Source organism: Nocardioides nitrophenolicus (assembly GCF_016907515.1).
Lineage (GTDB): Bacteria > Actinomycetota > Actinomycetes > Propionibacteriales > Nocardioidaceae > Nocardioides > Nocardioides nitrophenolicus.
Genome location: NZ_JAFBBY010000001.1, coordinates 2,861,598 through 2,875,001 on the forward strand (window position 1 = coordinate 2,861,598; position 13,404 = coordinate 2,875,001).

A 13,404-nucleotide genomic window follows, 5' to 3' on the forward strand; every position below is an offset into this window, starting at 1 on the left:
ACCCGCCGACCCGGCGCGACGTTGTTCGCGCCGGGTCGGCGTCGTTTTCCGAGCTACTTTCTGCCGGCTCGGCGGAGATCCTGGGCTACTTTCTGCCGGGTCGGCCCAAAACCCGAGCCACCTTCTGCCGGGTCGGCGGACCTCAGGAGCCGCTGCAGTACTCGTCCGCCACGTCGAGCGCCTGGTCGAGGATGTCGAGTCCCTCGAGCAGGTCCTCGCGGGAGGTCGTGCAGGGCGGGGCGACGTGGGTGCGGTTGAAGTGGACGAACGGCCACAGCCCGCGCTCCTTGCACGCGGCGGTGAACCGGGCCATCGGGTCGGCGTCCGGGCCGGCAGCGTTGAACGGGACGAGCGGTTCGCGGTTCGCGCGGTCGCGGACCAGCTCGATCGCCCAGAACATGCCGAGGCCGCGCACGTCGCCGACCGACGGGTGGCGGGCGGCGAGCTCCGCGAGCCGGGGCCCGATCACCTCGCTGCCCATCTCCCGCACGTGGTCCAGCACCCCGTCGGACATGACCCGGATCGACGCGACGGCGGCCGCGCAGGCCAGCGGGTGGCCGGAGTAGGTGAGGCCGCCCGGGTAGGCGCGCTCACGGAAGGTGTCGAAGATCGACTCCGAGATCACGACGCCGCCCAACGGCACGTACCCCGAGTTCACGCCCTTGGCGAAGGTGATCAGGTCCGGTACGACGCCCCAGTGGTCGATCGCGAACCACTCGCCGCAGCGCCCGAAGCCCGCCATCACCTCGTCGGCGATGAGCACGATGCCGTGCCGGTCGCACAGCTCGCGTACGCCGGCGAGGTAGCCCGGCGGCGGCACCAGGATCCCGTTAGTCCCGACCACGGTCTCGAGGATGATCGCCGCGATGGTGGCGGGTCCCTCGACCATGATCGTGTCGGCGAGGTGCTGCAGCGCGCGGGCGCCCTCCTCCGCCTCGGACGTCGAGTGGAACGCCGAGCGGTAGGTGTAGGGACCCCAGAAGTGCACCGATCCGGGGATCGACGGCTCCGAGGACCAGCGTCGCGGGTCGCCGGTGAGCGCGATGGCGCCGGCGGTGGCGCCGTGATAGCTGCGGTACGTCGAGAGCACCTTGTGCCGGCCGGTGTGCAGCCTCGCCATCCGGATGGCGTTCTCGTTGGCCTCGGCGCCGCCGTTGGTGAAGAACACGTGGTTCAGCTCGCCCGGCGCGCGCTCGGCGATCAGCCGGGCCGCCTCTCCGCGGACGTCGTTGGCGAACGCCGGCTGCACCATGCACAGCCGGGCGGCCTGGTCCTGGATCGCGGCGACGAGTGCGGGGTGCTGGTAGCCGAGGTTGAGGTTGACCAGCTGGGAGGAGAAGTCGAGGTACTTGCGTCCCTCGTAGTCCCAGAACCGCGATCCTTCGCCGCCGGCGATCGGCAGGGGGCTGATCTTGTCCTGCGCGGACCAGGAGTGGAAGACGTGCGCCCGGTCGTCGGCGACGACGCTCGCGGCGAGCGAGTCGGCCGGCGAGTTGGTGGCGGGGTCGAGGAGGGTCATCGCGTCACCGGTTCCGGGGGAAGCCGAGGTCGACGCTGGAGGTCGCCGGGTCGGGCCAGCGCGAGGTGACGACCTTGGCGCGGGTGAAGAACGCCAGCCCCTCGGGGCCGTACATGTGGTGCGAGCCGAACAGCGAGTTCTTCCAGCCGCCGAACGAGTGGTGCGCGACGGGCACGGGGATCGGCACGTTGACGCCGACCATGCCGACCTCCACCTCGCGTTCGAACTGACGCGCGGCGCCGCCGTCGCGGGTGAACAGCGCGACGCCGTTGGCGTACTCGTTGCGGTTGATCAGCGCGATCGCGTCGTCGAAGGTGTCGACCCGTACGACGGACAGCACCGGGCCGAAGATCTCGTCGCGGTAGACCGACATCTCCTCCGAGACGTGGTCGATCAGGGAGGGCCCGAGGAAGAAGCCGGACGCCGGGAGCTCGGACCGCCGGCCGTCGAGGACGACGGTCGCGCCGGCGCTGGCTCCGGCGTCGACGTACCCGGCGACCCGGTCGCGGTGCGCCTCGGTGATGAGCGGGCCCATCCCGGTGCCGGCAACGGTGCCGTCGCCGACGACGATGTCGTTGGCGCGCACGGTGATCTCCTTGACCAGCTGGTCGGCGACGTCGCCGACCGCCACCAGGACGGAGACGGCCATGCAGCGCTCGCCCGCGGAGCCGTACGCCGCCGACACGGCCGCGTCGGCGGCCATGCCGAGGTCGGCGTCGGGCAGCACGACCATGTGGTTCTTGGCGCCGCCGAGGGCCTGGACCCGCTTGCCGGCGCGGGTGCCCGACTCGTAGACGGACTTGGCCACCGGGGTGGAGCCGACGAAGCTGACCGCCGCGACGTCGTCGTGGTCGATGAGCGCCTGGACGGCGGTCGCGTCGCCCTGGACGACGGTGAACACGCCGTCGGGCAGGCCGGCCTGCTGCCACAGCTCGGCGAGCAGCAGGGACGCCGACGGGTCGCGCTCGCTGGGCTTGAGGACGAAGGCGTTGCCGGCGGCGATCGCGGTGGTGCACATCCACAGCGGCACCATGGCCGGGAAGTTGAACGGCGTGATGCCGACGACGACGCCGAGCGCCTCGCGCACGGTGCGCACGTCGATGCCGGTGCTGACCTCGGCGGAGTAGCTGCCCTTGAGGTGCTCGGCGATGCCGACGGCGTAGTCGACGTTGTCGAGGCCCCGGGCGACCTCGCCGGCCGCGTCGTCGAGGACCTTGCCGTGCTCGGCGGTGATCGCGGCGGCCAGCTCGTCGGCGTGGCTGCGGACCAGCTCGCGGAAGGCGAACAGCACCTGGGTACGACGCGCAAGGCTCGAGCGGCCCCACTCCGTCGCCGCGGCGGCCGCCGAGGCGACGGCCCGGTCGACCAGGGCGGCGTCGGCGAGCTGGAGCTGGCCGGTGGCCTCGCCGGTGGCGGGGTTGAAGACGGGCTGGGTGCGGGCGTCGGGGACGGTCACCGCGGCGCCGTCGATCCAGTGGCTGATCGTGCTGGTGGTCGCGCTCATGGTCCGAACGTAGGCGCGCGGGCGCGCGGTGAGTAGCATCAATCTGTCGCGCGATCGCGCAGCGACATTACAGATTGGAATGACCCCGGATGCTGCCGACGCTGGCCGAGGTGCTCGCCCTGCCGGAGGTACGTCGCGGCGACCCGGTGGTGCTGGCGGGGGGCGGCCGCCTGGAGCGCGCGATCCGCTGGGTCCACGTGGCCGAGCTCGCCGACATCGCACCCCTGCTGCAGGGTGACGAGCTGCTGCTCAACACCGGCATCCTGCTGCCGTCGACCGATCGCGGGCTGCGCGCGTACGTCGCCGGCCTGGCCGAGGTCGGGCTCGCCGGCCTGGCGATCGAGCTCGGCCGGCGCTACGCCGACCGGTTGCCGGACGCCCTCGTCGAGGCGGCCGAGGAGCACGGGCTGCCGCTGATCGCCTTCCGCCGGGAGACGTCCTTCGTGGCGGTCACCCAGGCGGTGCACCAGATCGTCGTGAACGCGCAGATGAGCGAGCTGCAGGCCTCCGAGGAGGCGCACCGCGCCTTCACCCGGCTCACCCTCGGCCGGGCCCGGCCGCAGCAGGTGGTCGACCTGGTCGCGGAGATGGCCGGCCGGCCGGTCGTCTTCGAGAACCTGGTCCACCACGTGATCGCCTACAACACCGCCGGTCGCGACCACGACGCCGTGATCGGCGACTGGGAGCGGCGCGCGCGCAGCGCCCGGATGCTCGGCACGGACGCGGCCGTCGACGTCGGTCCCGAGTCCGGGCGGTTCGGGCGGCTGGTGCTGGTCGCCGACGGGGCGGACGAGGAGCTCTCCGCGCGGCAGCGGATGCTCCTCGAGCGCGGCGCGACGGCGCTCGCCATGGGCCGGCTGATCGACCGCGACGCCCAGAACCTGGAGCTGCAGGCACACCGCACCCTGCTCACCGAGCTCGCCGCCGGCGTCGACGTACCCCATCTCGCGTCCCGGCTGACCTCGCTCGGGCTGCGCTGGAAGGGCCGGCAGGTCACCGGACTGGCGGTGCGGCTGCCCGGACCCGGCAACGCCGACGAGCTGCGGGGCGTGGCCGCCGACCTCCTCGACGAGCTGCGGGTACGCCGCACCAGTGGGCTGGTCGGCCCGGTCGACGACGAGCGGGTGGTCGCCCTGGTCGCCCACGCCCCGGGGGCCGGCGACGCGCTCGCGGACCGGCTGGTCGGCCGGCTGGCCCGCACCGGCGCTCCCGTGGTGGTCGGCCTCGGCTCGGCCGTCGCCGACGTCGCGGGGGCCGGCGGCAGCGTGCGCGAGGCGCTGGTGGTGGCCGACTCCGCGGCCCCGACCGACCCGCCGCGCGCGGTGCGCCTCTACGACCTGCGACTGCGCGGGCTGCTCCACCTGCTGCGCCACGACCCCCGGGTGCAGCAGTACGTCGAGCGCGAGCTCGGCACCCTGCTCGCCCACGACGCGCGGACCGGGGAGCAGCTCACCCCCACGCTGGCGGCGTACTGCCGCGCGGGCGGCAACAAGGTGCGCACCGCCGAGCTGTGCCACATCTCCCGGCCCGCGCTCTACGCCCGGCTGCAGCGGATCGGCCAGGTCGTCGACATCGACCTGGCCGACCCGGAGAACGTGCTCGCCCTCCACGTCGCGCTGCTCGCGCGCGAGGTGATGGCCGATCAGCCGAGCATCAGGTAGTCCGCCGGCAGCACCAGCGGGTTCTCCTCGTCGAGCCACGGGACGGGCGTGTCCTCGCAGCGGCCGGCGACGTCGCACCGGCGCAGGGTGCTGGCGCCGTCGACCTGCCCGACGACCAGGCCGCCGAGGCTCCAGCTGCTCATCCCCGTGAGACCGGGCAGCTCGACCGGCGTGCCGCCCGGCTCGGTCGGCTCGACGCTCGCCACCGAGCCGCTGCCCTCCTGACGGACGACCAGGACGTGCTCGCCGTCGGGCGCGAGCGTGACGGTCTCGATCCGGCGACCGAGCTCGCGGATCAGCTCCCCGGTCGCGGCGTCGACGAGGGTCCACCGGCCGGCGTCGTCGAACGAGGTGGCCACGCCGCCGTGGACGGCGACCGGGGAGAACGGCAGCTCCTGGTCCGCGCCGGTACGCCAGTCGATCCGGTGGGCGGTGCGCTGGTCGGTCCCGACGTAGACGAAGTCGCCGTCCAGCTGGACCTCGCGCAGGCCGGACTTGCCGCCCTCCGGGGTCTCGCCGGGCAGCTCGACCCCCAGGGTGGCGACCTCGCGATCGGTCGTCACGTCCCACACGTGCACCCAGCCCTCGTTGCGCAGGGGGTCCAGCCAGGCCACCCGAGCGCTGCCCGGGTCGCCGGAGACGGACCAGGCGTCGGTGGGGATCGACAGCGGCGTCACGGTGCCGTCGGGCCGGACCAGCCGGAAGGGCGTGCCGTCGGGGCCGTCGAACTGCTGGGTGACCACCCCCACCGACGTCTGCGCGAGGTGGTGGGGCGCCGGCGTCAGCTCGACCGTGGCGTCGCCGACGACGACGTGCCCGCCGGCGGCGTACGACCCCAGCTCGGCGTACGGGTCGTCGTCCTGGGTGGCGACCTGGGAGCTGCGGGCGGGCCCGTCGCCGAGGTCCGCGACGACCGCGCCGCCGACCCCGACGGCCGCGATCGCCGCGACGGCGGCGGCGATGGTCCCGACCCGGCGCCGAGTACGCCGGGCGCGCCCGGCCCCGGCGATCGCCGAGGCGTCGGGGTGGGGGACGGGCAGGTGGTCCACGCTGTCGTGGAGCAGGTCGGTGAGGCGCTCAGCCATGGTGGCCTCCGGTGGTCGGTGTGGTCCGTGTGGTGGGTGCGGTCAGCGAGGCGGCGCTGGCGTCGGGGAGGTCGACGTCGTCGCCGAGCAGGCGCCGCAGGTTGCCGAGCGCGGCGGAGGTCTGGCTCTTCACGGTGCCGGTGGTGACGCCGAGCAGCTCCGCGGTCTCCTCGACCGACAGGTCGTCGTAGTAGCGCAGCACGACGACCGCCCGCTGCCGCGGCGCCAACCGGGCCAGCGCCGCCAGCAGGTCGATCCGGTCGCCGGTCGGCCCGCGGGGGTCGTGGTCGGTGTCCGGCTCGGGGAGCTCGGCCGTCGGGCGCTCGCCGTGGAACGAGCGGCGCCGGAACCAGCTGGTCGCCGTCGTCACCAGGGCCCGGCGGGCATAGGCCCGGGCCGCGCCGACGTCGCGGATCGCCGACCAGCGGGCGTAGGTCTTCGCGAGCGCGGTCTGGACCAGGTCCTCGGCCAGCGCGTGGTCGCGGACCAGCAGGACGGCCGTCCGGTACAGGCTCGGCCAGGCGGCGTGGACCAGCGCGGCGAACTCCTCGTCCGTCGGGCCCCGAGATGCGCGCAGCGCCATGGTGACCATCCTCTCGTGCTCGTGCTCGTGCTCGCGGTGTGCGGTGCTCAGAGAAGGACGCGCGAGGAGTCGGTCCGGTTGGGGCGGCCCGGATCTTTTAGAGTTCAGGCGTGAGTCCGCGACGCGCTCCCGCCCTGCTCGCCGGCGCCACCTGCCTGGCCTGGCTGACGCTGACGACGGGATATGGCGCCGCGGCGGCCGCTCCCGGCCTCGACCTGGGCGGCGTACCGCTGCCGAACGAGCCGAGCACCGACGGCGCCCATCCCCGCGAGCTCGCCCCGGGGCTGTGGCGGGTGACGCTGGGGCCGACGTACTCGCAGTTCTTCAGCTACGAGCGCCGGATCAACGGCAGCCGGGTCCACGTCGGCGTCCTCGGAGCGCCGCAGGGCACCAGCAGCGACGGCATCCGGGTCGTCGCCGGCGTCGCCACGAAGGGCTCCAGCGATCCCACGAGCTGCGGCGACGAGGGCGACTCGACCGAGAGCAGCGTCCCGCAGGCGGTGATCGGCGCCCGGCTGGTCGTGGGCGACGAGGACGGCAGTACCGGCGACACCTGCCGCGCCGCGGGCACGATCCAGATCGAGGTGAGCCGTGGCTACGCCTCGGCGACCACCGACCTGCCCTATGTGATCAAGGTGGTCGAGGAGGCGCCCTCGTCCGGCGCCGGCGACGAGGAGGCCGACGACACCCCGGCGTACGACCGGCCCGACCAGCCCGAGGACACCGAGCCGCTCGACGGCGCGGCCTCCTTCGACGAGGCGCCCGAGCTCGACGCCCGCGACCGGCCCGCGGCGATCCGCACCACCCTCCGCGAGGGCAGCGAGCGGCTCTGGCGGCTGCCGCTGGACTGGGGCGACCAGCCGGTCGTGCGGGTCGACGTCGCCGCGGCGCCCGACGGCAACGAGTTCGCCTACAGCGGCCCCGGCCTGAGCCTGCACCTGATCGACCCGCTCCGCGGCCGGCTGGGCTACGCCGACTCCGGGGCCGAAGACTCCACGACCGGCACCTATCTCGCCGCGGCCGACGACCGCGAGCCGTCCGTGCTGGTCGCCGCCGGCGAGCCGGTGCGCCCGGTCGACGGCCGGCTGCCCGGCGACTACTGGGTCTCGCTCGCGGCGTCGCCACTCCCGGAGTCCGCGGATCGGAAGGCCGTGGAGATCCCGGTGACCCTCACCGTCGCGGTCGACCACCACGCCGGGGCCGCGCCGACGTACGACGGGGTCGCGGTCGCGCAGGACAAGAAGACCAGCCTCGACGGTTATTCGCCCGAGCGGCCCTTCCTGGTCGGCGAGGACACCTTCGCCGCGGTGGCCTCGGGCAGTCCGCTCGACGACGGCTGGCTCACGACCCGGCGCTGGGCCGGGTTCGGCCTGGCCGCGGCCAGCGTGGCGTGTCTGGGAGCCGGGGTGGTCCGGCTCCGCGCCCGGCGGTGACCTAGGGGCGGCGGGCCTGGTCGGGTCGCCCGGCGGCGGGTCGGCGGGCGGCGGGTCGGCGGGCGGCGGGTCGGCGGGCGTCGGGTCGGCGGGCGTCGGGTCGGCGGGCGCTGTAACACGGAGTTCGCCGGCCTGGCGTACCTGGGCCGCATCTAGCGGACCCGTACGGACCCCGTTCTCCGACGTCGCAGGTCCGGAAGAGCGGCGGACTCCGTGTTACAGCGCCGGTCGCCCCGCCGCCCAGGCACGCCCAGGCACGCCCAGACACGCCCAGACACGCCCAGACACTCACCCCACGAGCAGCAGCAGCGCCACCAGCAGTCCCACGACGCCGAGGCCGAGCAGCACGTAGGCGTCGACCGGGCGCCGCCGGGCGACCGGCGCGCCGTAGGCGGTGACCGCCGCGGTCGCGGCGGCGGTGGGATTGGCCGGTGGCGGCGGGGCCCCCAGGGCCCCGGGGGTGGCCGGGGCCGGCGGGGGCGGTGGGTACGCCGCCGTCGGTCGGCTGGGCGTCGGGTCCGGGGCGGCGGGGTACTCGTCGAGGACCTCGACCTGGTCGGCGAGCGCCGGTTCGTCCCAGCGGGCGACCAGGCCGCGCAGGGCGGGGTGGGCGAGGAGCTCGGTGGCCGTCGGGCGCCGGCGCGGGTCGTACGCCGTGGCGGCGGCGACCAGGTCGAGCACCGCGTCGTGCTCGGGGCGGCCGGTGCGCAGGGGACCGACGTCGATCGGGGTGGGCTCGCCGTCGGCGGCGGGCCGGTGGCCGGTGAGCATCTCGAGCACGACTACGCCGAGGGCGTAGATGTCGGCGCTGGGGTCGGGGTCGGCGCCGCGGTACTGCTCCGGCGGCAGGTAGCCCGGGGTCCCGATCACCATCGCGACGTGGGTCAGGCGCGGCTCGTCGCTGGGGACGGCGATGCCGAAGTCGGTGAGCCGCAGGTGCGGGCGGTCGCGGCCGGTCACCTCGAGCAGCAGGTTGCCGGGCTTGATGTCGCGGTGCACGATCCCCGCGGCGTGCACCGCCTCAAGTGCCTGCAGGGTCTGGTCGGTCAGGACGGCGATCCATCGCGGCGGCAGCGTTCCGCCGTTGCGCTTCATCAGTCCGGACACCGACCCGCCGCGCACCAGCGGCATGGTGAACAGCACCCGGTCGTCGACGCCCGCCCACGACTGCGGGGTGACGACGTGGGTGTGGTCGATGCGCACCGACTGCTCCCGGACGAAGCGCAGCAGCATCGCCGCGTCGGTCTGGCGTAGCATCTTCGCGGCCTTCACCTCGCCGGCCGTGCGGTCCAGCACCCGCCACACGGTGCCCATGCCGCCGGCGGCGATCGGGTCCAGCAGCTCGTAGCGTCCCGCGAACACCTCGCCCATGCGGGCGACCCTATCCGGCCCCGGCCACGCGCCGGCCACACCTCAGCCCAGCCGCACCGCCCGGTGCACCCAGGTCGCCTCGATCCGCATGCCGACGTTCTCGTAGAGGCCGAGCGCGCCGGTGCGCGAGTCGGTGGACAGCGACGAGGAGGTCGCGCCGCGCTCCCGGCCGGCGGTGAAGGCCGCGACGAGCAGGGCCTGGGCGAGGCCGCGGCGCCGGTGGGCGCGGGCCACGGCCAGCTTGGAGACGAAGGTGTCGGTGCCGGCGTTCCAGGAGTGGGCGGCGGCCACGACGTCGCCGTCGGGTCCGACGACGACCTGGAGCTGCCACGGCTCGGAGCCGGGGCGGCCCCAGACCTGGGCGCCGAAGTCGGCCAGCGCCGCGCGCTCGCGCACCGACCACTCCAAGAAGGCGTCCTCGGTGACGGTCCAGACCTGCTCGTGGTCGGCGGGGGTCGCCGCGCGCAGCGCGTATCCCGCTGGCAGGCGACGCTCGGCGATCCGCGCGCCCTCGGGCAGGCGCAGCACCCAGCTGGTCCAGCGCACCTCGTAGCCGAGCGCGGCGAGCAGCTGGTCGCCGTCGGAGCCCTGGGGCACCGGCATGCCGACGATCGCGGCGCCGCGCGCCCGGGCCAGCTGCCGGACCCAGCCGGCCAGCCAGGTCCCGATCCCCCGCCCGCGGTACGACGGCACCACCGCGGCGTCGTACCGCTCCTCCCCGAGGTGCTCGGCGTAGGCCACGATCCGATCGCCGTCGAGCACCGCGACCGAGCTCGCCCCGAGGTCGTACGACGGCCGCCCCCAGTCGGCGAGCAGGTCGGCCTCCTCGACCTCGACGGTGCCGACGTCGTGGCGCTCCTGCTCGGCGATGACGGCGAAGACGGCGGGCGCGTCGGCGAGGGTGAGCGGACGCGTGGTGAGCCCGGAGGGCGGCGAAATGGCGGACACCCGGGCGAGTCTGGCCGACTCGCCCGGGTGTCCGCGCGTGATTTCCCCGAGACCTCGGGGAGGGGATCAGGCGTTCTTGATCGCGGAGATGTCGAACTCGAGCTTGATCTTCTCGGAGACGAGGACGCCGCCGGTCTCGAGCGCGGCGTTCCAGGTCAGGCCCCAGTCCTTGCGGTTGACGGTGACGTCGCCCTCGAAGCCGACCCGGATGTTGCCGAACGGGTCCTTGGCGGAGCCGTTCTCCTCGAACTCGATAGTGACCGGCTTGGTGACGTCCTTGATGGTGAGGTCGCCGGTGATGGTCCACTCGTTGCCGTCGCGGGAGACGTCGGTGGACACGAACTTCCACTCCGGGAAGGCGGCGGTGTCGAAGAAGTCGGGGGAGGTGAGGTGGCCGTCGCGGTCGGCGCTGCCGGTGGAGACGCTGGCCGGGTTGATGGTCAGGGTGACCGAGGAGGCGGCCGGGTTGGCGGTGTCGATGTGGGCGGTGGCGGACCAGTCGGTGAACTGGCCGCGGACCTTGGTGACGACCGCGTGGCGCGCGACGAAGCCGAGGCGGCTGTGCGCGACGTCGAGGGTGTAGTCGCCGGTGATGTCGGTGAGGGCAGCGGACTCGCTCATGGTGGTGGCTCCTGAGATGGTGGCGGGTTTGTTGAACTTTCAAAGACCGTAACCAATGGTGACACGGCAACCATTCCGAGGCAAGGGGTGATCCGGATCACCTCGCAGAATGACGACGAAATGCCGGAAGCCACTCCCCGCGGTCGGGGAGTGGCTTCCAGAGAATCGATGGGACTCAGGCCGCGTGCGAGTGTGCGGCCACCGGCTGGCCCACCTCGACCCAGACGGCCTCCATCCGGGTGCGTCCGTCGGGGGCGGTCACGGGCAGCCAGCGCATCTCCAGATGCGTCTCGGTCATGTTCGTGTTGGTCATGGGTCACCTCCTGTTCACCTTGTGTTCACCAAGATAGCACGTCCCCCACCGGCCCGTCCCGAATCCCGCCGCCGGCGGCTGTTTTCCTCCACTCGTACGCCCAGGGCGGGCGCGAGACGGGCGTGGTGCTCCACCGCCCGCTGACGCGCCACGAGAACTCGTGCGGACGGCCAGATCTCCTGCGATCTGCCCGATTCCGGGCAGGAACTTGAGAAAGTGCCCGTCGGGGTGCACGCTCACCGGGTGCACGTCGATCCGCGGCTCCTCCAGCACGTCCAGGACAGCACGGGCCTGGGTCCGGCGGAGGCGACCCGGCTGGTCCAGGACGTCCTCGCCTTCCACGACGAGACGGTCGAGGGCTGGGTCCGGCGGCGGCACGCCGAGCTCCGGCTGCACGGCGCGAGGAATGACGCGATCTTCGCCCGGCTGCGCGAGGAGCTGCGCACCACCGTGGTCGCGGCGCCGGAGCTCTCGGAGCGCCAGCTCCGACGGATCATCTACGGCTAGACACGACAGGGAGACGACACATGTGCGGGATCGTCGGCTACATCGGGACCCAGCAGGCGGCGCCGCTGCTGCTGGAGGGACTGACCCGGCTCGAGCACCGGGGGTACGACTCCGCGGGCGTCGCCGTCCTCGGCGGCAGCGGGCTCAAGGTCGCCAAGCAGGCCGGCCGGGTCCGCGACCTCGGCGACGGGCTGCCGAAGCGGTTCGGCGGCAAGCTCGGGATCGGTCACACCCGCTGGGCGACCCACGGTCCCGCCAACGACGTGAACGCCCATCCCCACACCGACGCGGCCGCGCGGGTCGCCGTGGTCCACAACGGCATTATCGACAACGCCGCCGCGCTGCGGGCCGAGCTGAGCGACGCGGGCGTCGTGCTCGCCTCCGACACCGACACCGAGGTGCTCGCCCATCTCATCGCGGGCTCGACGGCCAAGACCCTGGAGCAGCGGATCGCCGACGCGCTGGGCCGGGTGGAGGGCACCTACGGCATCGCGGTGGCGCACGCCGACTTCCCCGACCGGCTGGTCGTGGCCCGCAACGGCAGCCCGTTGATCATCGGCGTCGGCGACCACGAGATGCACGTCGCGTCCGACCTGGCCGCGCTGGTGCGCTACACCACCACGGTCGCCCACCTCGACGACGGCGAGATGGCCACGATCACCGCGAGCGGGTTCACGACCTATCGGATCGAGGCGACCGGCCTGGCCGCCACCGACCGCCGCGCCAAGGAGGTCGACGTCGACCCCGAGGCGTACGACGCCGGCGAGCACGACTCGTTCATGCACAAGGAGCTGCTCGAGCAGCCGGCCCGCGCGGAGGCGGTGCTGCGCGGTCGCCTCGACGAGCGGTTCGGCACCGGTCACCTGGGCGGCCTCAACCTCGACGCCCGGGAGCTGCGCGCCTTCCGCCGGGTCAAGATCCTCGGCTGCGGGTCGGCGTACTACGTCGGCCAGATGGGCGCCTCGCTGCTCGAGGAGCTGGCCCGGATCCCCGCGGACGCGGAGGCGGCCAGCGAGTTCCGCTATCGCGACCCGATCATCGAGCCCGACACGCTGTACGTCGCGGTGAGCCAGTCCGGCGAGACCATCGACACCCTGCTGGCGGTGCAGGAGGTGCAGCGCAAGGGTGGACGCGTGATCGGGCTGGTCAACGTGGTCGGCTCGGCGATCGCGCGCCAGGTCGACGGCGGCATCTACCTGCACGCCGGTCCCGAGGTGGCGGTCGCCTCCACCAAGGCGCTGACCAACATGTTCCTCGCGTTCGGCATGCTCGCCGTCCAGCTCGGCCGGGTCCGCGACCTCTCCATCGCCGACGGCAAGCGGCTGATCGCCGGCCTGACCCGGATCCCCGCTCAGATCGACGAGATCCTCGCGACCGAGGCCGAGCTCGCCGTCATCGCGAAGCGGCTCGCCGAGGCCGAGAACCTGTTCTTCGTGGGCCGGGTCCGCGGCTTCCCGGTGGCCCGCGAGGGCGCGCAGAAGTTCAAGGAGATCAGCTACCGCCACGCCGAGGCGTACCAGACCAGCGAGCTCAAGCACGGTCCGCTCGCGCTCATCTCCCCCGAGGTGCCGACCGTCGCGATCGTGCCCGACGACGAGCTGGTCGAGCGCAATGTCGCCGCCCTCCACGAGATCGCGGCCCGCGGTGGCCCGCTCGTCGTGGTCTCCCACGAGGGCGTCGACCTCGGCGACCTCGAGGACGTCGTGACCGGGCGGATCGACGTCCCCCGCAACGAGCGGGAGCTGGACCCGATCCTGCTGACGATCCCGCTGCAGGTGCTGGCCTACCACGCGGCCCTGGAGCTGGGCCACGACATCGACAAGCCGCGCAACCTCGCGAAGTCCGTCACCGTGGAGTGA

Annotated in this window: 12 protein-coding genes; 4 read left to right on the forward strand and 8 right to left on the reverse strand. The window is 73.6% G+C overall.

Annotated elements, in window-relative coordinates; translation table 11 throughout:
• Nucleotides 1-142 precede the first annotated feature (142 nt).
• Nucleotides 143-1,519 (reverse strand): aspartate aminotransferase family protein, encoded by a 1,377-nt coding sequence (locus JOD66_RS13955; protein WP_204837452.1) that lies wholly within the window; start codon nucleotides 1,517-1,519, stop codon nucleotides 143-145.
• Nucleotides 1,520-1,523: 4 nt separating this feature from the next.
• The gene (locus JOD66_RS13960; protein ID WP_204837453.1) at nucleotides 1,524-3,023 is read right to left on the reverse strand and encodes a CoA-acylating methylmalonate-semialdehyde dehydrogenase; all 1,500 of its coding nucleotides are present in this window, start codon (nucleotides 3,021-3,023) and stop codon (nucleotides 1,524-1,526) included.
• Nucleotides 3,024-3,112: 89 nt separating this feature from the next.
• Between JOD66_RS13960 and JOD66_RS13965 the strand changes: the two genes are divergently transcribed.
• The gene (locus JOD66_RS13965) at nucleotides 3,113-4,684 is read left to right on the forward strand and encodes a PucR family transcriptional regulator (RefSeq protein ID WP_204837454.1); all 1,572 of its coding nucleotides are present in this window, start codon (nucleotides 3,113-3,115) and stop codon (nucleotides 4,682-4,684) included.
• Here the strand turns inward: JOD66_RS13965 and JOD66_RS13970 are convergent.
• Together JOD66_RS13970 and JOD66_RS13975 are read right to left on the reverse strand one after the other, a co-directional pair.
• The gene (locus JOD66_RS13970) at nucleotides 4,666-5,769 is read right to left on the reverse strand and encodes a hypothetical protein (protein ID WP_204837455.1); all 1,104 of its coding nucleotides are present in this window, start codon (nucleotides 5,767-5,769) and stop codon (nucleotides 4,666-4,668) included. The genes JOD66_RS13965 and JOD66_RS13970 overlap by 19 nt on opposite strands.
• Nucleotides 5,762-6,352, reverse strand: a complete 591-nt coding sequence (locus tag JOD66_RS13975; protein WP_204837456.1) for a SigE family RNA polymerase sigma factor — start codon at nucleotides 6,350-6,352, stop codon at nucleotides 5,762-5,764. Before JOD66_RS13975 ends, JOD66_RS13970 begins: the two co-directional genes overlap by 8 nt.
• Before the next feature lie 110 nt (nucleotides 6,353-6,462).
• Between JOD66_RS13975 and JOD66_RS13980 the strand changes: the two genes are divergently transcribed.
• Nucleotides 6,463-7,785, forward strand: coding sequence for a hypothetical protein (locus JOD66_RS13980; RefSeq protein WP_204837457.1), 1,323 nt, complete (start codon nucleotides 6,463-6,465; stop codon nucleotides 7,783-7,785).
• Nucleotides 7,786-8,073: 288 nt separating this feature from the next.
• On the opposite strand, the gene JOD66_RS13985 is transcribed toward JOD66_RS13980, so the two are convergent.
• The 4 genes from JOD66_RS13985 to JOD66_RS14000 all read right to left on the reverse strand — a co-directional run bounded on the left by JOD66_RS13985 (nucleotide 8,074) and on the right by JOD66_RS14000 (nucleotide 11,038).
• Entirely contained in the window at nucleotides 8,074-9,156 is a 1,083-nt protein-coding gene (locus tag JOD66_RS13985; protein WP_204837458.1) for a serine/threonine-protein kinase, read from the reverse strand.
• Nucleotides 9,157-9,198: 42 nt separating this feature from the next.
• The gene (locus JOD66_RS29510; RefSeq protein WP_307823516.1) at nucleotides 9,199-10,104 is read right to left on the reverse strand and encodes a GNAT family N-acetyltransferase; all 906 of its coding nucleotides are present in this window, start codon (nucleotides 10,102-10,104) and stop codon (nucleotides 9,199-9,201) included.
• 66 nt (nucleotides 10,105-10,170) lie between these two features.
• Nucleotides 10,171-10,725 carry a YceI family protein gene (locus JOD66_RS13995; RefSeq protein WP_204837459.1) on the reverse strand — a complete coding sequence of 185 codons (555 nt, stop codon included), beginning with the start codon at nucleotides 10,723-10,725 and terminating at the stop codon, nucleotides 10,171-10,173.
• 175 nt (nucleotides 10,726-10,900) lie between these two features.
• On the reverse strand, nucleotides 10,901-11,038 hold the full coding sequence (locus JOD66_RS14000; protein WP_204837460.1) for a hypothetical protein: 138 nt from the start codon (nucleotides 11,036-11,038) through the stop codon (nucleotides 10,901-10,903).
• A 243-nt stretch (nucleotides 11,039-11,281) separates the two neighbouring features.
• On the opposite strand from JOD66_RS14000, the gene JOD66_RS14005 reads away from it, so the two are divergent.
• Entirely contained in the window at nucleotides 11,282-11,545 is a 264-nt protein-coding gene (locus tag JOD66_RS14005) for a hypothetical protein (protein WP_204837461.1), read from the forward strand.
• Nucleotides 11,546-11,565: 20 nt separating this feature from the next.
• Entirely contained in the window at nucleotides 11,566-13,404 is a 1,839-nt protein-coding gene (gene glmS / locus JOD66_RS14010) for a glutamine--fructose-6-phosphate transaminase (isomerizing) (protein ID WP_204837462.1), read from the forward strand.